We start from the raw sequence: 24,859 nt of genomic DNA on the forward strand, positions 1-24,859 counted from the left end.
GTTCGCTGTCGCTCCGCGAAAGGCGACCAACCGCGACAAACTCAATCTCCCAATCCCGTACTCCTTCCTGTTATGAAAATGCAACGCCTGCTCGGTTCTTTGATCTGCTGTTCGTTCCTCGCTGCAGGAGCCACCGCTGCCGATCCGGTTCCTCCGCTAGACCTTCCCGAAAGCCAAGCGACTTCGGCGGCGGAGATGAAGCCGTACGAAGAGGTGATCGAACACACCGATGCGACGATCGAAATGCTGCCGATTCCTGGCGGCGTCTTCACGATGGGAACTCCCGACACCGAAGAGGGCCGCGAGGACTCGGAAGGTCCGCTGCATCAAGTGGAAGTCTCTCCCTTTTGGATGGGCAAGTATGAGATCACGTGGGAGCAGTACGAGATCTGGGGTGACGAACTCGATACGATCCGTCGCCGCCTTTTGAAGTCGAAGGAAACGCCGCGCGACGCGGTCGTCGACGGCTTCACGCGTCCGACCGAACCCTACACCGACATGACCTTTGGGATGGGCAGCGGGCGCCATCCGGCGATCTGCATGACACAGCACGCAGCGCGGACCTATTGCCAATGGCTGTCGGCAAAGACCGGACGCTATTACCGTTTGCCGACCGAAGCGGAATGGGAATACGCTTGCCGCGCGGGAACCAAGACCGCCTACTCGTTTGGCGACGACCCTGAAATGCTCGACGACTACGCTTGGTATGGCGAAAACACCAACGACCAATACGAACCGGTGGGCCAGAAGAAGCCGAATCCGTGGGGACTCTACGACATGCACGGCAATGTCTCCGAATGGGTCTTGGATCAATACCTGCCCGACTTTTACAAGACATCCGCCAAGCTCAATCCGCTGGCGATTCCCAAGGTCTTGTTCCCACGCGTCGTCCGTGGCGGCGGCTGGGACAACGATCCCGAACTTCTCCGTAGCGGGGCGAGAATTGCCAGTAGCGAGGAGTGGAAGGAGCAGGATCCCCAATTGCCCCAAAGTATCTGGTATCATACCGATGCGTTGAGCGTCGGCTTCCGCATCGTTCGCCCTTTGACCGTTCCCTCCGAAAAGGAGCGGGCTGAGTTTTGGGAGAACACGCAACCCGAACAGCTTGATCCCCCCGAAGGCGAATAACCGTTTTCATTCCGGCCTCTCCCCCCCAACCCTAAATGAGTCCCACGATGTCGAACCAGTCCAAGACGCCCGAGAGCCAAGATACCCGCCGCGATTTCATCAAGGCAACTGGAACCGTTGCTGCAGCGGCCACGTTTGCCGCTACCGCAGCGCCGCAGGTCCACGCGGCTGAAGACAACACGATTCAAGTGGCCCTCGTAGGTTGTGGCGGCCGGGGAACGGGAGCTGCCGTCAACGCGTTGTCGGTCGACAACGGGCCGATCAAATTGGTGGCGATGGCCGATGTCTTCCCCAAGAATCTGGAACGCAGCCAGAAGAACATCTCCAACGCGTTCAAGGATCAAGAAGGCAAAGTCGACGTGCCGGAAGAACGGCAGTTCGTCGACTTCGATGCTTACAAAAAAGCGATGGATGTGCTGCGTCCGGGCGACGTCGTGATCCTGGCAACGCCGCCAGCATTCCGTTGGGTTCACTTCAGCTATGCCATCGAAAAGGGGCTGAACGTCTTCATGGAAAAACCGGTCACCGTCGATGGCCCGACGACGGTGCGGATCATGGAGCTGAACAAGAAGGCGAAGGAAAAGAATCTGAAGGTCGCCGTCGGATTGATGTGCCGTCACTGCAAGGCGCGGCAGGAACTGTTCGAACGGATTCAGGGTGGCGAAATCGGTGAGATCAACATGTTGCGGGCGTACCGCATGGCGGGCCCCACGGGTACCGCGGCGTGTGGACCGAAGCCTGAAGGGACCAGCGAACTGATGTATCAGATCGCCAACTTCCACGGCTTCCTGTGGCTCTCTGGCGGTGCGGTCAGCGATTTCCTGATCCACAACATCGATGAAACCTGTTGGATGAAGAACGATTGGCCCGTCAAGGTTCACGCTTCGGGCGGCCGCCACTATCGCGGCGACGATGTCGATCAGAACTTCGACAGCTACGCGATGGAATACACCTTCGCCGACGGAACGAAGATGTATATCGGTGGACGGACGATGCCCGGCTGCCGCAGCGAGTTCGCCAGTTACGCCCATGGTTCCAAAGGCATGGCGGTGATCTCGACAGCCTCGCACACGCCGGCCAAGTCGCGGATCTATCGTGGCCAGGTCGCCGACAAAGCGAACTTGGCTTGGGAATTTGGTCAGCCCGAACCGAATCCTTATCAATTGGAATGGGACGATCTGATCGCCGCGATTCGCGAAGACAGCGAATACAACGAAGTCGATCGTGGAGCGATGGCGAGCATCGTGACTTCGATGGGACGCATGGCGGCGCACACCGGTCAGGAGATCACGCTTGACCAGATGATGGCTCACAAGCATGAATTCGCCCCGGGCATCGACAAGCTAACGCTCGATTCGCCGGCGCCATTGCAAGCGGGCGACGATGGCCGCTACCCCATCCCGCTGCCAGGAATCGTCAAGAAACAAGAATACTTGAGCTAGCGTGTCACTAGGTGGAGCCACTCCGCTGGCTCAATCTAAAATGCTAAAATCCAACAAGGCGAGCCACTCTGCTGGCTCGCCTTTTATTTTGGTACCACCTCTCAAACCGTCTCGACTCTCGGAGGAATTCCCGTGGCCGACACCTACCGTTGCTTCTGGGTTGAAAAAGACGCTGCGGGAGACGTCCAGCAATCGATCATCGACCGCTCGGTCGCCGACTTGCCAAGCGTGGAATCGCCGAGCGTTCGCGTCGCCGTCCGTTGGACATCGCTCAACTACAAAGACGCGTTGGCGGCGACGGGCCATCCTGGCATCGTCCGCCATTTCCCGCACGTTCCCGGGATCGATGTCATTGGCGAAGTGATCGACAGCGACGATCCGCAATTTTCCACCGGTCAAACCGTGATCGTCACAGGGCATGAATTGGGGACAAGCCACCACGGCGGCTGGTCACAACAGATTCGTGTACCTGCATCGTGGATCGTCCCGCTGCCGCAAGGCCTCACGCCGCGCGAAGCGATCATCTTGGGGACCGCCGGCTTTACCGCAGCCCAATGCGTGCAAGCGCTGCAGCACCACGGTGTGGAACCCGATTCGGGAAAGGTTGTCGTGACCGGAGCCAGCGGAGGCGTTGCCAGTATCGCAATCCAGATCTTGTGGCGGTTGGGCTACGACGTTGTCGCGGTCTCCGGCAAACCCGACCAGCACTCTCGACTGAAACGATGGGGCGCTGCGGAAGTGATCGATCGCAACGACTTCATCGACGAATCCAAACGTCCGCTGTTGAGTGCTCGCTATGCCGGCGCCGTCGATACCGTCGGCGGAACGACCCTCGACACGTTGTTGCGAACAACCGCCTACCGTGGCTGCATCGCCGCCTGCGGATTGGCTGGCGGACACGAACTGCAGACCACCGTTTATCCCTTCCTGTTGCGAGGGATCACGTTGGCGGGAATCGATTCGGCGATGTGTCCGATGCCTCAGCGATTGGAAATCTGGAACCGGTTGGCCAGCGATTGGAAGCCGACCGAACTGGAAGATCTCGCCAACGAGATTTCGCTCGACGACCTGCCAGCCGCTGTCGACAGCATGCTGGCTGGAAAACACTCGGGGCGTTCGATCGTCCCGATGTAACATCGGCGACGCTCAAAGCGTCTCGGTGAACAGCTTGTACGCTTTCAGTCGCATCGCTTCGGGGAAGTCGTGGTCGCAATCGGGATGTTCGACCTGCAAGCGATCCGCGGCGTCGTGCAGTTGATAAACCTTCTTTGCCGTGTCGGCGACTCGGTCGACGCTGTCGTGCTGGAAATTACTGTCGTGCAGCGGAGCGACGATCAGCATCGGGCGTGGAGCCAAGGCGGCGATCAGCTCATGAAAATCGAACGGGATCTCTTCCAGTCGGCCACGGTATTCGGCCAGCCGCGGCATGTAACGCGTCGAAGTCCATCCGCTTCCCAACTGCCAGACGGACGGCACACTGCCGTAGTAGTCGAGAAAAGAATCGAGTCCACAGCTGGAGACGATCGCCCGGATGCGAGGATCAAAAACAGCGGTATAGACCGCGTTGTGACCTCCCAGCGAATGGCCGATCGCACCAATCGATTCCTTGCGAACATAGGGCAACGACTGCAGCAGATCGATCCCACGCATGTTGTCCCAAATCGCCTTCAGCGTCCCGCTGGTCCAACCCAACGCTTCGAGATCGGGTTGATAATTGGCCAGCAACGGATAGCTGGGAGCCAACGTGACGAAGCCGCGCTCGGCCAATTCGGCGGCGTATTGGCGATTCGCTCTGCCACCAAGGCCCACCACAACTTTGTGGCCAACCGAATTGTCAGTCGGATGCAAACACAGGACCGCAGCGGCCGGCTTGGCGTCGTCGGCCAGCAGCGTCTTGGGGATCGAAAGGTAAGCCGGCACACGACTGCCCGGTTCGGATTGATACGTGATCAAACGGCGAACATAGTTACCGCAATCCTCTTCCGAATCGATGCGGACGTCCAACGGCACCCGCTTCTCTTCGCCGGGCATCGCCCCCATGATCGCTTCCATCCCGGCCAGCACCTCGAGTCGGCGAGCTTCCCAATCGGCGGGCGACTGAGCGGTTTGAATCGTTCCATCGGCCGCGCGGTAGGCCAAGATCTCGGTCTGTGGCAAGCGAGTTGGCGCTTCCGTCGCAGGCGGGGCTGCGGATGCCGGCGATTGAGCCGTCGCGGTCGCTGTTGCTGGGGATCGAGCTGCCGATCCGGACTGGGCTTGAGCTGCGGTCCAGTGACAAGGGAGCGAGAGCAAAGCGCAGCCGGCCAGGCGCATGAAAAGTCGAGAGGCATTCATCAGGTGGGCTCCGAAAGGAGAGAGGCGGGAAGTTTTGAAGTGCCCCTCATTGTACACGCCCGCCGGAGTCAAAACTTCAGCCGACAAAACGCGTCCCCTTCCTCGCGCCAACCGCCCGCGCTCAACACCACCGCTGCGGCGCTTCCCGTCGTTTTGGTTCAAGATGCCCCCGGCTGTCCAATGGTTCGAACAGCCGCGGCGCACCGAACGGGCCGACCTCGTCATCGACCAAGACGACGTTCCGTTGCAGACCGGCTTCGTTATCAACCGCACCCCATGCAGCTTGGCATCCACGATGCACAGCGGTGCGATGTGTTGGACGCCTATTTCGAGTGAGGGTGCGAACGCGTCGCGTTGAGAATGTGGAGCCCGGCTTCATTCGGTTTCGGTTGGGGAGGCCGCTACCTCCGCTCGCTTTTCTTGCTCTCGCTCGTGGGGCAACCAGGGGCGATGTCGAGCAATCTCGGCCTTGAAGTCCCCTAGGCTGGACCAATACAGCGGTTGGTTCAAATCGACTTCGGCTACCGCGACGCTGCCCCACTGAGACGCTTGAGCAAGCGGTTGCCCATCGCGATCGTAGATGGCTGAGATCATCCAATTGGACGTTACGTCTGTGTACGTGCTGCTGATTACATAGGTATGGTTTTCACAGGCGCGGGCGGCACCGAGCAACGGATTGCATCCCCACACCGGCCACGCGATCACCTCCGCCCCTCGGTTGCTCAATTCGCGAGCCACTTCGGGAAAGAATCCGTCATAACAAACCATCATGCCGACTTTGCCAAATCGGGTTTCAAAAACGGGGTACTCGTCTCCGGGCATAACTCCAGATGCAATTTCACTTCGCGTCAAAGAAACTTTGCGGTATTTTCCCACCATCTCGCCTTCGGGCCCAAGCAGCACTGCGACGTTGTAAACCAAATGCCCCTCTCGCTCGTGTAGTCCCGCAGCGATGTACAGGTCATACTTTTTTGCCAGTTCAGCAAAGTAGTTCGAAGTCGGCCCCGGCATCGATTCGGCGACCTCCGCAGAGCTTGAACCGGAGTGATATCCCGTTAATGTTTCGGGCAAGACCACCAGATCCGCATGCTGCTTGGCCGCTTCGGCAATCAGCGGTTCGAATTGCTCTCGTTTTTCTTTTGCAGTCTTCCCTGCGGCGGGACGGTAGTGAATGGTCGCCAAGCGAACGACCCTCGGCTCCGCTGCGGCGGTTGGTTCGAAACAAACGTCGCTCCAAGCGATACGTGAGTGCGCTGGCCCCCAGCGAAAATGAAGTCCAATGACCGCCTCGGTAGCGGAGGAAGGAGCTCGATAGGTACCCGCAAGCTGAGTCCAGTCGTCAACGGTTTCGCCCTCGGCGGGATATTCAGGTTCCGATCGCGGCTTCAAACCAGGTTGGTAGGAAACCATGCTAACGCGGTCTCGCATCGCGCGGCGACCGTCTTTGTCCAACCACGTCACGCTGGCGACTCCACTGCGCCGAACCACGTCGATTCCCCGGGTTTGACGCCATACCGAGAACTGGTAGTGCTGGCCACCTTGGATCTTGATTTTCGTTTCCCAGTGCCCCACCAAACCGCGACGATCATCCGCGGTAATCGTTAACTCACCCTTTCCGCTCCGCCCACCATCGTCGGTGGAAGCAAACAACGGCCGGATCTCGGCGCGTGGGGAAACGGGCGTCCAGGTCTCTGCAATCGATTGTTCGGCCGAACCGGACTGTTCGGCTGAACCGGGATCAGCTTGGGCAAACCAAGCTGAAATCAACACAGCGAGGATCGACACAATGTTTATTCGCATAACGGACCTTGCACGAAAACGAGAGGGCGTCCGGGGGACTCTTTGGATTAAACTGAAAACCGTGAGCTAGCAGCACTGGCCGCGTTTTTTCCAAAGGCTTTCGGAGATGCGCTCAATCATAGCCCATCGCGCGATGCGACTAAAGCAAGTAGACGCATTGCGGCTCGCGCATCGCAAAGCACTAGAGCTGGACTCGTTTAGGTACAATACCGTTCAACGAAGCGTAGTGGACGAGGCTACGAGTCCTTTTGCACGCATCAGACCAAATCGCTGGGACTCGTAACCTCGTCCACTACATCACGCCGCTAATTCTTGCGACGGTCCGAGGCTCCTTCGTTGAACGGTATTGCGTTTAGGTAGTGACCCTGATCCCGGACATGCTGAGGACTTAGAATTGCCGTTCAAGGAGATTGTCGGAATGAGCAAGAAGCCACTCCAGGGCACCAACAAAGCACGACGTCCGTTCCCCGATCAATTCAAGAAAGCTGCAGTTCAGATGCTGTTCGATGGCCATACCGCGAGTTCAATCGTCGACCGTCTCGGCCTGGGGCAAAAGGTGGGGGACTTTTTTTCGAGGGAGTCACGCTCCGATGGCAGCTTGCGCGGACGTCCATGAGGGCATAAACCTAAAACGATTTATGAAGGCAATGCGATCAAAGAAGTTAGACCTAAATGGTTACAGCGGCTACCAAGCGTACTGTATGATTCCCAACCTCCACCGACCTTGCGGTGAGCGGAGACTCATTTTCCGGACTGTCGATTCATCGTTAGGATGGCAGGCTGTGCATCGTCCGAGAGCGGCGTGGTCTTGGTGCCGCCCTGCTCTATCAGCCAATTTCACTTATGAACCACATCCGGCTTAATCCGAAGGACAGCGTTGTGCACCGAGTTTTTTCCTGCGTTCTAGTACTGACCGTTCTAATGTCGTCCGTCCATGCAGACGACGTTGGCCCGCTGGCGCCGAAAGAACTTCTTGCGCTCACGGCGGAAGCCACTGTCCAATTGCAGCATGCTCAGGAGATGGGGGCGATCGAGATTGCGCCGGTGCATCTGCCGACAGATTCTGCGGGTGACTGCAATCACCTGGGCTGGCCAATTGCAACGATGACCGGCGATACCATTGTGGTCATGCATCGCCGAATTCCGGGTCACAAGGCCAAGGGGGCGGGCAGCCCGGATCCGAAAATGTCTTATGGCATTGTGCTGCGAAGTGATGATGGTGGAAAGTCATGGTCGCCTCCGTATGACCTCCGCGATTGCATGACTTCGGAAGATCGTTTGCGGGGTGGAGTTGTGCCGTTGTCGCACCGAGCCAAATTTGACAAGAGCAACAAGTCAACGCTCGGGTACAAGGTTCATCTGCATGCAATCGGTACAACCCGCGACGGAGCGGTCGTGGCGATCAATAACCATGGTGTGTTCCGGTCCGACGATCGGGGCCGCACGTGGAAACACTTTCCAAAAGCGTTACGCGACGACAATTTCCCACATCAGATCGTGAACCTTGGGCCCCGGATTCTGGATCATCCCGAGCGTGGGCTGATGGCATTTGGCAACTGGTTCGGAGAAGCAGATACCTACCACAAGCTCAGCAACAAATTGGTGACGCTGACGTCCGCGGATGGAGGAGCCAACTGGTCGGTTGAAGAACACGACGTTGGGTTTCCCCAGTACGAACCGTCGGTCCTGATGCACGAAAACCGCTTCCTGTCGGTTACTCGCGACCAAACAAAGGTCCGATCCCACAAGCAGATGGACTGGGCACTGAACAGTCCTCCCACGATCCTGGATACCAATCTGAAAGATCCACGATTGGTAGATACTGTCGACTTCAGTTTCAATCCGGTCACGAAGCGATTCGAAATGGTTCGATCCGAACGGCATCGGATGGAACTATGGCTATGGAGCATGGCGCCAGGCGATTGGGGCAGCGGGAATTGGCGACGCGAATGTCGCCTGCTGGCCAGAGAGGGAACGTTTTATTCAACCGCTGACGGCTTTCATCCGGCCGGAGCTGTGATCGATGTCAAACGCGGCGTGCAACACGTGTTCGTCTATGCCGGCCACCCCAACGGCCCGGCCGGCGTTTTTCGGCTCACCCGCACCTTGGATACCCCGAGACTCAAAACCGTGCTCGACACGACGCCTCAGGTCCGCACACCCACGCCGTTAACCGAAGGCGGTATTGTGATGACCTTCGACGACCGCAATTTCAACGACTGGGTGAAGGCGTTACCATTGTTCGATGAATTTGGCGTCAAAGCGACGTTTTTCATCAGTGGAGAGATTGACGGCCCCGCGCGGCGGGCCATCCAACAACTCACCGAACATGGACATGCCATTGGATCTCACAGTGTCAATCACTTGAAAGCGGTTGAGTACTTTGAGACGAAATCGCCGGAAGCATTTATGCAACGCGAAATCGATCCACAGATGAAAGCGTTCAAGGCGGCGGGCGTTGCGCCGGTGTCGTTTGCGTACCCCATGAGCCGCAACAACGCCGCAACCAACGAGAAGCTGCTGGAAGCGTTTCGGCACCTGCGGACGGGCAAAGGCATTGCGGCTGGCACAGCACTCCGTGAAGACGACGCCTTTTTTGTGCCGGCGGCGAAGATCGCTGAACACGGTTGCCTGTACGGCCAGGGAATCGACTATGCTCCGCTGCGACCGGACCGCACGTACGAACAGCTTGACGGAGCGTTTCAGCGGGCTGCGGAGAACCGAGAAATCATCGTGTTATACGCACACCGGATCAGCGAATCGGGCAGAGGCCATTTTGTAACTCCCGAAGCACTAACCCGCATCTTCCGCAAAGCCAATGAACTGGGACTAAGGTTCTACACGTTTGACGAACTTCCGTAGAATCGGCTTCGACGGAAGCGGTTGACGCGTAAAAAGGTGTCATTCCGTCCCGACACCTTTGATGCGCTCAACTTCGGAGTGTCCGTGTTTGATTGTTGTGCAGCAGCCCAGTGGCAAGGGAACAAGAGCAAGGCGCTGCTGGCGGCAAGATTCCAAAACGAGTTGAATTTCATCAGACGGGCTCCGAAAGGAGAAAGGCGGGATCTTTAAACTGCCTCCCATTCAACACCGGCTGGAGTCGAGGCTTCAGCCGAAACCGTGTGAGTCCCTGTCCGTTGCGGCTGAAGCCTCGACTCCAGCGCGGCGGACACGTTCAATTTTCGTGGGGCTCGCCGATGCAGTAGAGCATTTCTTGTCGCTGGGGGCCGTCGCCTTGGCCGACGCGGAAGTAGATCCGACCGCCGCAGATCGTGGGTGTTGCGTAGGCGTCGGTGCCCAGTCGATTCTTGGCGAGTTCGATATAGTCCGAACTGTCGGCTGCAAAAACGGTACAGGTGCCGTCGTCGGCGGTGGCAAATAATTTGTCACCAGCGAGCACAAGGGCGCTGCTGAAATTGCCTCCCAGTCGCTTCTTCCACATCTGAGCTCCCGTTTCAGCGTCCCAGCGAAACCCGATCCCTTGATCGCTGACGGCATACAAGAAGCCATCGCTGACCAGCATCGAAGGTTCGTAAAGCTTGGTTCGGTTGCTCCAGACTTCGGTCGCATCTCCATCGACGCGGATGCACAGCGTGTGCGAATCGGGATAGCCGCCGCTGGCGTAGACATGATTTGCGTCCCAGACCACCGTGCCGCAAGTCGCTTCGCTGGTTCCGGGGACCGACCAGTTTTCTTCGCCGGTGGCCGGGTCGTAGCTGGTCACGGCATCGCCGCCGGTGATCAGCAATTGATCCTTGCCATCGACATGACCAACGATCGGCGAAGAGTAGGTCGAGACGGCGCCGCGGCGTTTCCGCCAGATCGGTTCGCCCGTCGATCGATCCAACGCCGCGATGTAGCCTCCGCCGCGATTATCGGCGGCGATGATCACCGAGGCCTTGTAGATCAATGGCGACGGTGCGTATCCGAATTTTGAGTTGAAGGCGCCGACCGTCGTTTGCCACGCGATTTCGCCGTCGATGGAAAGTGCGGTCACGTGAATCGCATCGTGGTGCAAGAAGGCTGCAAAAACGTGTTCGCCATCACACGCTAGCGTGCTGTTGGCTTGCGTCCCCTTGGCATGAACCTCTCGCGTGAAACCACCCTGATTGACTTGCGTCTGCCAGCGTTGCTGACCGCTGGATCGATCCAACGCGACGACAAACTGAGTCTCGGCCCGTTCGTCGGCGGAAGCCAAGAAGACCTGATCGCCAACGACCGTGGGGGACGCATGGCCGCGGCCGGGAACCTTTGCCTTCCAGATCACGTTTTCGGTTTCGCTCCACCGCATCGGCACCTCTTGATCGGCGGCGATCCCATTGCCACTGGGGCCGCGCCAGCTGTTCCAATCCGCTTCCGATACGACGATCGGCGCGGCGGCGGTATCGTCTTGATCGACGCGACCGGAGATCTCTTCGACTGGCACCTTTTTGGAAGAACAGCCCGCCAGCGCGAGCAACGCAATCGACATGAGTCGCATGTGAAAAGGCATCCGGTGCATCGATAGCTCCTCGGGGCGTGTAGATAGGTGTGACGCAAGTACGTTCAACCAGCCTAAAGGATCATCGCTCGCGAGAACATCAGACCGGGCATGGAGTAAACCTCTGCGATGTTGCCTTCATATTGGAGCAAACTCTGCGACTCCGCGACTCTGCGGCAAACCATCCCCCAACTGCCATGCGACAGTCGACGGAAGGCCCGTCGAAACTCTTTGCCCCCGAACCGGACGCGCGGATAGTGGAAGATACCTACGCAAACCGACGGCACAAAGGCACCGGAATGGACCGTAGCGGGCTGATTTGATTAGAATGAGGTTCTGCCCGTCGTCTCCCATACCCATCCCCACCAATAGCTTCCCGCATGTTCCTACCTTGCCGCTATTTCATAGGTACGTTTCTTACGGCCAGCGTGCTGATGATGCACGCAAGTCGTGCCGCGGAACCCTCCGAGGGTTCGGGCGACCTGTTCCCCGTCGCGAAAATCAACGACTTCGTTTCCCAAGCTTGGGAGGAGCGTGGCGTGCAACCTGCCGCGCGTTGTGATGATCGCCAGTTCGTCCGCCGCGTCTATTTGGACTTGGCTGGTCGCGTTCCCACGATCGAAGAAGCCGATGCGTTTGCGAACGACCCCCAGACGGACAAGCGGGCTGCGTTGGTCGATCGGTTGTTGGCGAGCGAAGATTATCCGCAGCACTTCGCCGATCTGTTCGATGCGCTGTTGATGGGGCGAACCAACGAAGGCAAATACAAACAGCGGGCTAACTCGGGCTGGCGGAAGTATCTGGAAGATGTCTTTCGTAACAACCGTCCCTGGGACGAAGTCGCTGCGGAAGTGCTGTTGGCCCGCCCCGAAGACAAAGCGAAGCGGGGATCTGTGTGGTTTCTGTATGAACGCAACGACCAGCATCAAGCGATTGCCGAAGCGGTCGCTCCCGCCTTCTTCGGAATTCGGATCGAATGCGCCCAGTGTCACGATCACATGGTCGTCAACGAAATCGAGCAGGCGCACTACTGGGGATTGGTCGCATTTTTTAATCGCAGCAAAAATGCCAAGACCAAGGAGGGGCTGCGCGTTGCCGAATCGGCCATCGGTGGTTTCTCCGACTTCGCCAACCTCGAAGGGGACAGCACTCCCAACCTGTTGACCTTTCTCGGAGCTTCGACGGTCGACGAGCCACGCCCGGCGGGAGACGCCAAGCAGGAAGACAGCGACGATTTGTACGTTGCGACAAGCGCGGAACCCGCCAATCGGATCCCCAAGTTTTCGCGGCGCCAGCGATTTGTCGAAGACGTGTTGCGCGATCACCCACTGTTGGCGAGGTCGATGGTCAATCGATTGTGGGCGATCATGTTGGGGCGTGGCATCGTCCATCCGTTTGACGAGATGGACAGCGTCCATCCTCCCAGTCATCCCGAATTGCTCGACTGGTTGGCGGCCGAATTTGCCGAAAGCAACTACGACATTCGCAGCCTGGTCCGCAGCCTTGCGCTCAGCGATGCCTATCAACTCGATTCGCGGCAACCGGTGGGAGTCGACGATCCGGCAAGTTTCGCTTGGTACCTCGAGCGGCGACTCACCGGAGAACAGCTCGCCCGTTCGATCCAGTTGATCGCCGAGGGAAAGTTCACCAACGACGCGGAGTTGATCAAACAGTTCCGCCAACAGATCTCCGACGTCCTGCCGGACGAAACCGTTGTTGGCGTCGACGACACGTTGTTTCTGACCAATGGTCCCGGACTGGATCACTATCTGCGAAGCAGTCGCGACAAGGCGGGGTTGCTGGCGGAACTGAACGGCATTGAATCGCACCGCCAACGGGCCGAGCGTTTGTTTCAGAGTGTTTTCCTGCGGGCTCCCGACGTCGACGAAACCGAGGCCGTCGTCGACTATCTGAATGCGAGGAACGATGACCTTCCCGCCGCTCTACAACAGGTGTTGTGGTCGATGATCAATAGCGCCGAATTTCAATTCAATCATTGAGGCAGCTTCCGATGAAACATACACACAAAACCTGCGGCAGTCCCGAGCACTTGTTGCATCGTCGTTTGTTCCTGCAGGGGACGATGGCGGCCAGCGCAGCGTCGGTCGCCAGCTTCAACGGCCTGTTCTCGGTCCCCGCGCTTGCCGATGAAACGAAACGCCAGGGCAAGAAGTGTATTCTTCTGTGGCTGTGCGGTGCCCCCAGCCAGTTCGAGACCTGGGATCCCAAACCAGGGACTCCGTTCAGTGGTCCCTTCGGCGCGATCCCGACTAATCTGCCCGGAGTGCAGATCAGTTCGTTGATGCCGAAGTGCGCGGGGATCATGGACAAGTTGGCGGTGATCCGCAGCATGAGCACCGAACCGGGCGAACACTTTCAAGGGATCGATGTGCTGACACGAGGCGACAAGCCGCGGCAGCCGTTTATTCGTCCGATCCTAGGTTCGGTGGTGGCGGAGCAGTTGGGGCATCTGGACAGTCCAGTTCCGCAGTTCATTCTGTTGGACCCATGTCCGGAGGGGAACGAATTCAAAGGCTTCAAGGCGGGGAACTGGGCCGGTTGGTTGGGAGCACAATATGGTCCGGTGCGAGCTGGCGGCGAATATTCGATTCCCAATTTGAACAAGCTTGACACGATCTCCGACATCGACCACCAGGATCGCGAGGCGCTGCGAAGTTTCTTCAGCAAGAAATACGAAAACGATCGCCGCAGCCAAGCCGCGGGTTCGCTGAACGCGGCCTTCGATCGGGTCAAAGGGTTGATGAGTTGTGCGCCGTTGTTCGATCTAAATTCTTTGCCGGAAACGGATCGCCAGCGTTACGGCGCCGGGGCGTTTGCACAGCACGCGTTGCAGGCGCGGCACTTGATCGAAAACGGATCGACGTTTGTGATGGTCGCCAACGGAATGCCTTGGGACAACCATGTCTTCCAGCACGAGATGCATCAGATGCTGGTCCCCGAACTGGATAACGTCCTGTACCAATTGGTGACCGATCTGGAGGATCGAGGAATGTTGGAAGATACGCTGGTGATCGCGATGGGAGAGTTTGGTCGGTCGCCTTGGTTGAACGAAGCCCGCGGGCGCGATCACTATCCCAAAGCGTGGAGCATGGCGATGGCAGGGGGCGGAATTCGTGGCGGGGTCGTGCATGGTGCAACCGATCCGCTGGGACATGAGGTGGCCGAAGATGCAGTCGACAACCGGCAACTGTTTGCCACGATCTTCGCAGCCTTGGGTATCGATCCGCACGAGGAGTACGACCTTCCCGACCTGCCGACATTTTTACGTGTCGAAGACGGGGTCGCCCCGATTCAACAACTGTTGGTTTAGCATACACCATCGGCAAGGCGATTTGCGATTTACAATATTGCGCGGCGACCTTGAATTAGCTCACGGAATCAATCATGAAATCAATCACACTCAAAGAAAAGCATCGCCACAAACTGCCGATGGGCATCTTGTCGATGGCGTTATTGCCCGACGGCGTGGGACTTGTGGCGGGGTGCATGGATGGTGTCTACCTGACCTCGATCGATAAATCCCGCGAACCCAAACTGCTCTACTCTCACGACAATTACGTCAGCAGCGTCGTTTCGATCGGTGGCGATACGATCGTCTCCGCCGGATACGATGGGACCGCACGCTGGTTCGATCTTGCGGAACAGAAGGTCACCGATTCGGTCAAGCTGCACGACTTCTGGTCCTGGGACATGACCGCCTCGCCCGATGGTAAGCACCTCGCCTCGGTCACCGGTCAGTATCTTGCTGGCGGCTACAAATACGAACCGCAGGAAGAATCGGAGCCTTCGATTCGCGTGGTCGATGTCGCATCGAAGCAGATCATCCACAGCCTGCCTCATGTGCCATCGGTCCAATCGGTTGCGATCAGTCCCGACAATCAATTCGTCGCTGCCGGAAATTTGATGGGCGAGGTCCGAATCTATCGCATCGCGGATGGCGAATTGGTCTCCCAGTGGACGACATCCGATTTCACCAGCTGGGGCATCATCAAGAGTCATTGTTATCTGGGCGGGATCTTTGCGATGCAATTCAGCCGCGACGGCAAGCATCTGCTGCTGGCGGGAATGGGGCCGATGCGGGATCCGATGGCGGGCAATGGCAAACAATTGTGGCAGAAGTGGGACTGGCAGGCGGCCGAGCCGAAGATGATCGATCAAACGCACGAGGGAGACGCCGGCGAAGGACTGATGGAAACCTTGGCGGTTCATCCATCGGGCGACATGTTTGCGATGGGAGGCCGCTTGCGTGGCGGCGATTGGAACGTCGCCCTGTTCGACATGCAGACCGGCGATCGCATGGCGATTCTGAAACTAGGGTTCCGCGCCACCGAAGCGACTTTCACTCCCGATGGCAAGCACTTGGTGATCGTAGGGACGCAGGGGCAGCCCTCCAAACCCAAAGGCGATGGCTTTCCTGATTTTGGACGCGTCGAAGTCTTTGCGATCGAAAGCGAAGCCACGTAATGGAAGCTGAAGCGGCGTCTCCCATTGCCGTTGGAAGATTTCTGCAGTCCATCCAGTGAATCAGTAGAAAGCTATTCTGCCCGCGATCGAAGTTTTGGCATCGGGCTGCGGGCTTCTCTTTGTTGAGGTAGGCTGGTAGCCGCTGTTGGAATATCGGTCATTGAGTGAGGTCTGTCTGTGAGAAACTGTCTCCTGCTGTGTTGCTGTCTGATCGCTCTCTGCTCGCCGACGGTTACAAGCGTCGCGGCCCAGTCGCCGTTGGAAAACGTGCCGCCGGTGGCGACTTATTCGATCGTCGCCTTCGACCCACAGACGCAGGAGTTGGGGGTGGCGGTGCAGTCGAAAATTCCTGCGGTCGGCGCGATCGTGCCGTGGGTTAGAGCGGGCGTTGGCGCGATCGCGACGCAATCGTTTTCGAACACTCAGTACGGCCCCGACGGTTTGTCGCTGTTGGCCGAGGGGAAGACGGCTGCCGAGGCGATCGAGATCTTGACGAACGGCGATTCCGGTCGCGGGCGACGCCAGATTGGAATCGTCGATGCCACTGGCAACGCCGCCACGTTTACTGGCGAAGGTTGCATGGCGTGGGCCGGCGGCAAAACGGGCCGACACTATGCAGTCCAAGGAAACATCTTGGTTTCCGAAGAAGTGGTCGATGCGATCGCAGCGGGCTTTGAACAATCGCAAGGCGAATTGGCGACGCGATTGATCGACGCACTCCAAGCCGGCCAAGCAGCTGGCGGCGAGAAGCGGGGAATGCAATCGGCGGCGTTATACATCGCTCGCGAAGGTTGGGGATACGCCGGTCTGAACGATCGCTACCGCGACATCCGCGTCGACGACCACGCCGATCCGATCACGGAGCTGCGGCGAGTGTATCAGTTGCACAAGCAGCTGTTTCCAACGCCGCAGTAAGTCGCTCGCGCGGCCGAACAGGGAACGTTATTCTGCGTCGTCCGCTTCGGCGGGCGCTTCCGCGGGAGCCGCTTCGTTTTCGCCAGCTTCCATTTCAGCGGCCGGCTTGTCCGCTTCGGCCTTTTTCGCGGCCGCTTCTTCGCGTCGCTGTTTGGCCGTTTTGCGAACCGGTTTGGCTGCGACTTGGCCCAGCAGTTCGGCGGCTTCGATCTGCACCGAGTTGGCCGTCACGTTGGTTAGCGTCGGCGGATTGGCATAGCCTTCGACGACGACGCGATCGCCGGGCATCGCAAATTGAGCGCCCTCCATTTCCAGCTTGATCCGCGTCTCTTCGGTCAATTGCACCTGAACGATCTGCCGCGGACCGGTCATCACGCCGAGTTCGCCTTTTCGGCCGAGACCAGCGACGCGGCCGATGATTCGATATTCACGGGGGCCAACCTGCTTGGGTTGCACGCCCGCTTCGCCGCCGAACAACGCAGCACCTCCGCCACCGGCTTCGGTTGGATAGATTCCCGGCGTGACGTCGGCTAGTTGATCGGGTCGCGGTGGACGTCGCGGATCGGGAGTGAAGGCTTCCATTGCCAAGATCGGTTCCTGCCCAATGCCTCGGTCATCAAACATCCCGCTGAATCGAACGAAGACGCCTGGCCGGAGCCAACCGGCTGCCGCCGTCCCGCTGTACTGGATCTTGTTCGGCTCCTTCGGCAGCAGGACCAAGTACATTTGAGCGTCGCTTCCTTTGACCTGCACCAATTGGCCGCGCACGCCGACGAATTGCCCTTCGACACTAATCAATTGGTTTTGCCCCCAGGTCGCGGCAACCGCGATCTGAGTGAACAAGGCGATGATCAGCAAACGTGAGATGTGGAACATGGCCGGAAGCCCTCGAGCGTTGAACGGCGTTGGTGACGATGCGAAGCCGACATTATAACGTCGGTCGCCGCTTACCGATTAAACAAAAACGCCGGACTGTTGATCAGCGCCCAGGTCAGATCTTCGGTCGCCGTCAAACGCTCGTTCGCCAACTGTTCTTGACTCTGTTGCAGATCGAGCCGCAGCTGCAGCATCTTGGGATCGTCCGGCGTCGGCTGTTTCAAAGCAGCGATCCGTTTGTCCAATGACACGACGACCGGATCGGCGGGAACAGGAGCCTTGGCCGCCGCGATCGCCTTGTTCAGTTCACCCAGTTTCGCGTCGACCTTGGCAAAGTAGTCGCGCAACCGTTTCTTTTGTTCGTCGGAGCGCTGCTCCGACGCGACCGACTGGATCGCCAACAGCGGTTCGGGCAAGCCCAGTTGCACGTCGGTATCGGTCGTCGCACTCAAACGGAACCTGGCCAAGCGATGATCCGCCGCATTGTGAACTTGATCCAACGTGAACGTGAGGATCGTCCCTTGTGGATGTCCGACGGGAGCTTCGGTTGCGAAAGTCGCCCAGTGAACGGTGCCACCAGCGGGCGAAATCGCCCAGCCTTTTTGATCTCCCGGGTTACCGTCGATCGCTTGAGCGGGATCGAAGCCGGATTGCGTGAAGTCGGCTTTGGCATCCTTCAACTTCAGCTTCGCCATCTCTTTCGGTTTGTCCGCGGCAGCCGCTTGGACAGTGAATTCAGTGACGACAAAGTTGCCGTTCGCGGGCAGGCCAGGCCCGCCACCGGCGACGCCCGCCTGCGGCAACGCTTCGAGCCGGAATCCGGTGATCCCCTGCAAATTGGTCTTCACCGTGATCACGTACTTGCCTTTTTCCGCTTTGCCGCTGGCAACGATCGAACGATCTTCTTGGCGAGCCAACGTCGCTCCGTTGGAGGCCGACAGGCCGTTGGGTTCCAGCAGGAACCATTCCGGCGTGGCATCCGCGTGTTGTTGAGCCCAGGCCGTCGCGTGCTCTTCCAATTTGTCGGCGTATGCTTTTTGTGTCGCTGTCGCGGCGGCGATCCGTTCGTTTCTCTCCGCCTCCAATTGATCACGTTCTTCTTTCATCGCAGCGATCCGGTCGGTGCGTTCTTTTTCGACCGAGGCGAGTTGCTCCATCCGCTTTTGCTCCAACTCGGCACGCTGTTCTTGCCACCAGGCTTCGCGGTCGGCCAACGCGTTGGTTAACGCTTCGTGGTCGGCACCGATCTCGCCCAGGATCGTTTCAAACGCTTCAACTTCGCCAGGCTTGGCGTGGCGGTTGAGAACGCGGAGGAAGATCGCGTCGACCAAAGCTTGGGGCGTTTCGTTTTGTTTGGCGATCTCCGCCAACGCGTTTTTAGGGTCGGAGATCGCGGCGCCGACGGTCGGCCCGCTAACCAAAGCCATCACCGGCCCTAGCTGCAGGTCGCTGGAACGTTCGCACTCGCAAGAACTTTCCCGCGACGGACGGCCAAAGTTTGCCAAGAAGCCGTCGGTCAACTTGATCCCCGAGTCGGGAATTGCCGCGGCGCGGGTGCCTGCCGGAACGCCCGGAATATGCGATTCAGCGCCCGTCACGCGATGAACCGCGTCGTACAACACTTCCGCAGGCAAACGTTTCGCCGTTGCGTGAGAGTAGTTCAACGAATCGTCTTCGTTCCAGTTGTTCGTTTCCACGCTCAATTGATAGGTCCGACTGTTGGCGATCAACCGCATCAGATGCCGAGTATCAAAACCGCTGACAACAAACTCCTCGGTCAAGAAGTCGAGCAGTTCGGGATTGCTCGGCGGATTGCCAGCTCGGATGTCGTCGATCGGTTCGATGATTCCGACGCCGGTCAGATAGCCCCAGATCCGATTCACATAACTGCGGGCGAAGTATTGGTTGTCGGGAGCGGTGATCCAGGCGGCCAATTGTTCGCGGCGGTTCGCCTGTTCGGGCATCGGATGCTCACAGGCATACGGGAAGACCGGTGGCGCGATCGCTCCGGTTCGCTCGTGCTTGATCTCGCCATCCTCCTTCTCATAGACCACCTCGTATAACGGCTTGGCCCCTTCGACCGCGGTGCCGCCGATTTTCTTGTCTCCCGCCGTCGGATCGGCTTTGAGCGCGAAGCGTGCGAAGTAGGCACTCGTTTGGTAGTACTGGTCCTGCGTCCAGCGTTCAAACGGATGGTCGTGACACTTGTTGCAGTTGAACCGAACTCCCAAGAAGAGGTGCGTCGTATTCTCCATCGTGTCTTCGGGAGTCCGCAGAATCTTGTAATACGATGCAGCAGGATTTTCTTTATTCGAACCGCTGGAGGCGACGATCTCGCGGACAAATTGATCGTATGGCATGTTGTCGCGAACGCGTTGCTGGATCCAATCGCGGAACAACTTCGCTCCCTCGGCTCCCAGGAACTTCCGATTGACCTGCAACAGATCGGCCCATTTGTTCGACCAATACTCGACAAAGTCATCGTTGCCGATCAATCGATCGACAAGTTGTTGACGCTTCTCGCGCGATGGCAACTCCGCCCCGATGAAGGCCAACACCTGATCGGCGGTCGGTGGCAGCCCGGTCAGATCGAGATGGATGCGGCGGACAAATTCTTCGTCGCTGCAAAGACCGGAGGGCTCGATCTTCATTCGCTGCCATTTCTCAGCGACAAGTTCATCGATGCGGCCCCAGGTTTCAGGCTGTTCCCAAACGAAGGCGTCGCGGTTGCCCATCACGGTCAACGTCGTCGCGGCATACGCTCCTTCGAAGCGAGCCAGGATCGCCGCTTCGCCGCGACGAACCGATGTCATCAAGCCGGTGATGTCGCGGGTGGCAACTTCCGTATTGCTGCTTTCGATAAATGCTTCTTGCGTGACATCGCGAGTCGCACCGTCGGTGTAGGTTGCCACGACGCGAATCTGTTGTCGCGAACCAATCTGTTGCACGACGGGGTTTTGCGGCAGGATGTCGATCTTCGCGACGCGCGGCGATTCGAGATTCAACCGCGCCCCTTCGGCGATCCAGCGCCGCATGATCTCGTGATACGGTTCCCCTTCGTTGACCAAGACGCCTCCTTCGTGCGGCGCCAGACCAAGCGTCTTCAACAGCATCAAACTGCTCTCGGGCGAAGCGATGTTAACTCGCCGCGCGGCCAGGTCGTCGGTCAACGCACGGATATCGAACAGCGGGTCGTAACCACGCAATGACAGCTTAAAGCCGTTCTTGCCGTCTTGGGCTCCGTGACACGTTCCCTGATTGCAGCCCAGTCGCGACATCACGGGGCCGACATCGCGAATGAAATCGATCGGCGCGGTGGAGTCCAAATCGGCAACCATCACTGGAATTTTCAGCTCTTGATCCTGCAACCGCACGATCAATTCGGCTTCGCCCGCTGTGCTGCCACGCAGCAGGCCGCCTGGGGAAACCGTCGCCACGGGATCGGACAACGTCAGATCGGCAATCCGCGTGACATCGATACTCTCTCCGTTGGCAAGTTCGGCTTGCACCATCAGTTGCACGTAGCAGAAGGGGCCGGTCAGTTCGACCTTCTCGGGCGACGTCGACAAGCCTGTCAGCGTGGCATCGGCGGGAAGTTTTTCCTTTTTGCTGGCAGGCAGTTTCTTGCTGCGAGATTCGGACCAAGCATTGGACGACTTGGATGCGATCGCTGCGGGAGATTCCGCTTCGGAAACGGGGACCGCGGCGAAGCTCTTGGCGATCGAGCCATCTTCGGGATTCAGCAACCGGATCAGCCCGTCGGCTCCCGCGACGGCCAACAGCCCCTGCTTGGAGAAGTCGATCGCGTAGACCGCCGTTTCGGGGATCTCGACCTGCGCGACTTGGTCGATCGACGAGGAAACAAAATCCTCGAGCTTCTTCTTTTCGTCAGCGGAACGTTGCGTGATGCGTTTGGCCTGGATCGCTTTGATGTCGGCGGGGAACTTGGCTTCGGGAACGTACTTAAAGATCCGCACCTCGCTGTGGCCATCCAGAGTCGCCGCGGCAGCCAACAGTGTTCCGTCAGCGCTGATGTCGACACTGAAGATTCGCCCCTTCATGGCAGGCAATTTTTTCAGCAGGTTGGCGTCATCGCCGATCTTCCGTGCGGTCTGCCGAAAGATTCGGTAGACCTTGGCAATTCCATCCGCTCCGCCGACGAAGATCTCATCGCGCGATGGATGCATCACCACGCTGTTGACTCCACCGCTGAGCGCCCCCGGCGTGATCGATGTGATGTTGTCGACAAACCGCTCCGTTTCGACTTCGATCAACTTACAGGTCATGTCGCGACCGACCGAGACCAGATGCTTGCCATCATTGCTGAACGCTGTCGCGCGCACCCAGTCGTCGTGCGCGCCTTGGAACAATCGCTGTTCGCCCGTCTGAGCATCGATCGCGCGGACGATTGTATCGGCACCTCCAAACGCGATCAGCTTGCCATCGGGAGACCAACTGACGCCATAGACCGTGTCGAACGTGGCGGGTCGCGATAACAGAAGCGATTGTTTTTCAACGTCCCAAACCTGGATCTCTCCCAGCCGCGCGGGCAATCCACCCGCGACAGCCAATCGCGTTCCATCGGGAGAGAAGCGGACCGATTCGATCCGTTCGCTGAGTCCGACCAGCCGGCCGACTTGGGTGAAGTCGGCGGTTTCCAATAACAAGACTTCATGAAAACCGGCGATCGCCAGCAGGCTGCCATCGGGAGAGAAGTCGATCGAAGGGACGACAGGCGGTTTGCTGTAGACTGGCGGATTGTCGGCAGAGTAGATGGGGCCGGAAGCGGGAGGGGAATCGTTGACCGCGCCTGCGGCGATCCAGTTCCGGATCTTTTCGATTTCGACCTCGTGCAACGGCTTGCCACCACGAGGCATTTCGGCGACACCGTCGACCGGCGTGATCAGTTCAATCAGGTAGCTCTCTTCCGGTTTGCCGGGAACGATCGCCGCGGAACCCGATTCGCCGCCAGCGAGCAGCGCATCGAAAGCTGTCATCTCGTATTCGCCTTGCGGTTTGGCCGGTTGATGGCAGCCTTGGCACTGCGTTCGCAAGATCGGTTCGATATCGCGAACGTAGCTGGCTTGAGTGATCGATGTTTGCGGCGGTTGTTCCGCCAGCAGGGGACTCAACAAACCAAACGTTGCCAACGACAGGACCATGCGTCGAATCATCCGGCGCAGCGGGGGGGCGACGAGCATCAGGCATCTCCTCCAAGAAATTCAGCAACACAATCAACCGGGCCTTTGAAAAGACCCGACGAACGATGGCCGATCCATCACCGCGTGAGTTGCCGGTGAGGTAGCGTGGGGCAGGAGCCCATGCAGGCGGGGCGTCGACATTGAGCAAACGGCGTGGGAACACACATAGCCCAACGCGCAACGGACACTCAATCAACCGAGCCAGCGTATCACCGGCGCTGTGCGAAGTCAAGAAAACAGCGAGCTCGAATATCGATCGGTGGCGGCAACGCGATCGCTGCCGCCAGCGATCAATTATCCATGCCCATCGCCTTTAGAATCGCTCCGGTCAGCGAACTCACATCGGCGGCACTTCCACCATCGGACCACAGATTCCGCATCAGATCGGCGGAGATCACGCCGCCAGCGGTTAACATGATCAATATCCCGAACAACGACATCACGTTCCAAATCGAGAACGGCACTTCGTAGCTGGGGACGCCACTGGCCTCCGCGGTCGGTGCGCGTGCGACGATCGCATGTTCGTCGACCGCCATCCCGTCGTCTTCGTCAGCGACCAGATCGGCTTCTTCCGCTACTTCGACGGCATCGGTCTGGTCCCAGCCACCGTCGCCACCCAAATCCATGGCGTCGCCAAAGGAATTCGAGTCTTCGACCTCAATGACTTGCGAAGCGCTATCGTCATCGGCTTCCAGCCCGATACCTCCGGGCGAAAGCTGGAACTCTTCGTCGGCTTTAAAATCGACAAGCGATCCACTGCTGCCAGGGCCGCGTCCCGAGCCCGAACCGGATGCGGCATCCGATAGCTCGCTGGACAGATCGATCGCGGAGATGCTCGAACCAGCCAGGTCCAACGGTTCGCTTTCCAGCGACAGCCCGCTGTCCGCAGGCTTCATTAGATTGATCCCACTGCCGCCGACAACCGAGATATCGCTCCCCGCGCTGTCTAGGACAAGGTCATCGTCGTCGCTGATCACCAGGTCGTCATCATCGTCATCGTCTTCGGCGAAAACCGATTCGGGCCCCGAGCCTGGAGATGCGAGATCGGATCCCGCCAACACGTCCGACCCATCGGCAAGATTCAGGTCGCTGCCGAGATCGCTGAGCGCTTCATCGGCCAAGCCCAAATCACTTCCCCCGGTCGTCGGTTCGGGCAACGACAGATCGATGTCACTCGGATCGCTTAACGCCTTTTCCGAGAGTGACAGATCGATGTCACTCGGATCGCTCAACGCCTTTTCCGAGAGCGACAGATCGATGTCACTCGGATCACTCAACGCTTTTTCCGAAAGCGACAGATCGATGTTCGCCGCGTCGGAGGGATCGTCTTCGGCCAATCCCAAATCCAGGCTCAGATCCACGTCGCTGTCGCCCAGTCCACCGCCCAGATCCTCGTTGGAGTCGGCGATCTGCAAGACATCCAGCTCGCTCGCCGAACCGCTGCTAAGCGAAAGGTCGTCGTCGCTAGCCACCGCGGAATCGTCGTTGGCAAAGATCTGCTCCGACTTGGGGCCGCTGGTATCACTCGCCAAGAAGAGTTCGTCGTCGCTATCGCCTACCGAACCCAGCTCTTGAATCTCGCTGCCGCTGGAGTCTCCCAGATTGCTAAGGGCCGACAGATCGCTGCCGAGTTCAAGGTTCGCATCGAACATCGGCTCGATCTGCAGGTCGCTGCCAAACAGTTGAGTCGACGAATCGTCGGCGGATGCATCGAGTTGCTGATCGGCCAGCAGACGATCGATCTCCGCCTGCGGGAACTTCCAACTCGACCCATCCTTAAACGCACGAATCGCGCCGTCGGAACGCATTGCCACAAGCTGCTCGGATGAGATCCCAAGTAGCTTTGCAGCTTCTTCGAGCGGAACGAATTGGTTGGCCATGGCGAGGACTGACTCCAGGTCATTAATAAGAGTTGATTTTCGGGCATCCGCCCGCACCTCCCAGCTTAATCGCAGGCCCCCCGCATTTCAAACAATCGTCTCGCAGGAAACAGACTATCGGGCCGCTAGGCATCCCCCACCAATCCGCGATCTTGGGGCGGTTGACAGACCGTGGAATTGCGACAGAAGGAGCCCTTGGATCGCATCCCCCAAGAGCAGCCTGGCATCACATTTTCGCCAAAGCCCCCTGTTTGACACGGCTGTTCGGCAACGTTATCGTCTGCAACTGAACCTCATCCTCCTATTCTCTTTCGAGGC

The 24,859-nt window shown here is 58.5% G+C and carries 14 protein-coding genes; 8 read left to right on the top strand and 6 right to left on the bottom strand.

Annotated elements, in window-relative coordinates; translation table 11 throughout:
• Positions 1 to 72: 72 nt before the first annotated feature.
• From Poly24_RS22665 to Poly24_RS22675, 3 genes are all read left to right on the top strand, one after another.
• Entirely contained in the window at positions 73 to 1,128 is a 1,056-nt protein-coding gene (locus tag Poly24_RS22665) for a formylglycine-generating enzyme family protein (protein ID WP_145101113.1), read from the top strand.
• Between the two features lie 47 nt (positions 1,129 to 1,175).
• A complete protein-coding gene (locus Poly24_RS22670; protein ID WP_145101115.1) occupies positions 1,176 to 2,570 on the top strand; it encodes a Gfo/Idh/MocA family protein in 1,395 nt (464 codons plus the stop codon).
• Between the two features lie 132 nt (positions 2,571 to 2,702).
• Positions 2,703 to 3,704: a YhdH/YhfP family quinone oxidoreductase gene (locus Poly24_RS22675; RefSeq protein ID WP_197452106.1), complete on the top strand. Its 1,002-nt coding sequence runs from the start codon at positions 2,703 to 2,705 to the stop codon at positions 3,702 to 3,704.
• A gap of 12 nt (positions 3,705 to 3,716) precedes the next feature.
• Here Poly24_RS22675 and Poly24_RS22680 read toward each other — a convergent pair whose 3' ends face one another.
• A complete protein-coding gene (locus tag Poly24_RS22680) occupies positions 3,717 to 4,904 on the bottom strand; it encodes an alpha/beta hydrolase family protein (RefSeq protein ID WP_231753297.1) in 1,188 nt (395 codons plus the stop codon).
• Between the two features lie 375 nt (positions 4,905 to 5,279).
• A complete protein-coding gene (locus Poly24_RS22685; RefSeq protein WP_145101121.1) occupies positions 5,280 to 6,704 on the bottom strand; it encodes a carbon-nitrogen hydrolase family protein in 1,425 nt (474 codons plus the stop codon).
• A gap of 921 nt (positions 6,705 to 7,625) precedes the next feature.
• On the opposite strand from Poly24_RS22685, the gene Poly24_RS27530 reads away from it, so the two are divergent.
• Positions 7,626 to 9,566, top strand: coding sequence for a polysaccharide deacetylase family protein (locus Poly24_RS27530; protein ID WP_231753298.1), 1,941 nt, complete (start codon positions 7,626 to 7,628; stop codon positions 9,564 to 9,566).
• A gap of 313 nt (positions 9,567 to 9,879) precedes the next feature.
• Here the strand turns inward: Poly24_RS27530 and Poly24_RS22695 are convergent, their stop codons facing one another.
• Positions 9,880 to 11,175 carry an outer membrane protein assembly factor BamB family protein gene (locus Poly24_RS22695; protein WP_231753299.1) on the bottom strand — a complete coding sequence of 432 codons (1,296 nt, stop codon included), beginning with the start codon at positions 11,173 to 11,175 and terminating at the stop codon, positions 9,880 to 9,882.
• Positions 11,176 to 11,564: 389 nt separating this feature from the next.
• On the opposite strand from Poly24_RS22695, the gene Poly24_RS22700 reads away from it, so the two are divergent.
• The 4 genes from Poly24_RS22700 (at position 11,565) to Poly24_RS22715 (ending at position 16,584) form a co-directional block, all read left to right on the top strand.
• On the top strand, positions 11,565 to 13,184 hold the full coding sequence (locus tag Poly24_RS22700; protein ID WP_145101127.1) for a DUF1549 domain-containing protein: 1,620 nt from the start codon (positions 11,565 to 11,567) through the stop codon (positions 13,182 to 13,184).
• 11 nt (positions 13,185 to 13,195) lie between these two features.
• On the top strand, positions 13,196 to 14,515 hold the full coding sequence (locus tag Poly24_RS22705; RefSeq protein ID WP_145101130.1) for a DUF1501 domain-containing protein: 1,320 nt from the start codon (positions 13,196 to 13,198) through the stop codon (positions 14,513 to 14,515).
• 74 nt (positions 14,516 to 14,589) lie between these two features.
• Positions 14,590 to 15,669: a WD40 repeat domain-containing protein gene (locus Poly24_RS22710; protein ID WP_145101133.1), complete on the top strand. Its 1,080-nt coding sequence runs from the start codon at positions 14,590 to 14,592 to the stop codon at positions 15,667 to 15,669.
• Positions 15,670 to 15,846: 177 nt separating this feature from the next.
• Entirely contained in the window at positions 15,847 to 16,584 is a 738-nt protein-coding gene (locus tag Poly24_RS22715; RefSeq protein ID WP_197452107.1) for a DUF1028 domain-containing protein, read from the top strand.
• A gap of 27 nt (positions 16,585 to 16,611) precedes the next feature.
• Here the strand turns inward: Poly24_RS22715 and Poly24_RS22720 are convergent, their stop codons facing one another.
• The 3 genes from Poly24_RS22720 to Poly24_RS22730 form a co-directional block, all read right to left on the bottom strand.
• Complete coding sequence (locus Poly24_RS22720) at positions 16,612 to 17,460, bottom strand: hypothetical protein (protein ID WP_145101136.1); 849 nt, start codon at positions 17,458 to 17,460, stop codon at positions 16,612 to 16,614.
• Between the two features lie 71 nt (positions 17,461 to 17,531).
• A complete protein-coding gene (locus Poly24_RS22725) occupies positions 17,532 to 22,661 on the bottom strand; it encodes a DUF1549 domain-containing protein (protein ID WP_145101138.1) in 5,130 nt (1,709 codons plus the stop codon).
• Between the two features lie 290 nt (positions 22,662 to 22,951).
• Positions 22,952 to 24,541, bottom strand: coding sequence for a helix-turn-helix domain-containing protein (locus tag Poly24_RS22730; RefSeq protein WP_145101141.1), 1,590 nt, complete (start codon positions 24,539 to 24,541; stop codon positions 22,952 to 22,954).
• Positions 24,542 to 24,859: the final 318 nt, after the last annotated feature.

Source organism: Rosistilla carotiformis (assembly GCF_007753095.1).
GTDB classification, from domain to species: domain Bacteria; phylum Planctomycetota; class Planctomycetia; order Pirellulales; family Pirellulaceae; genus Rosistilla; species Rosistilla carotiformis.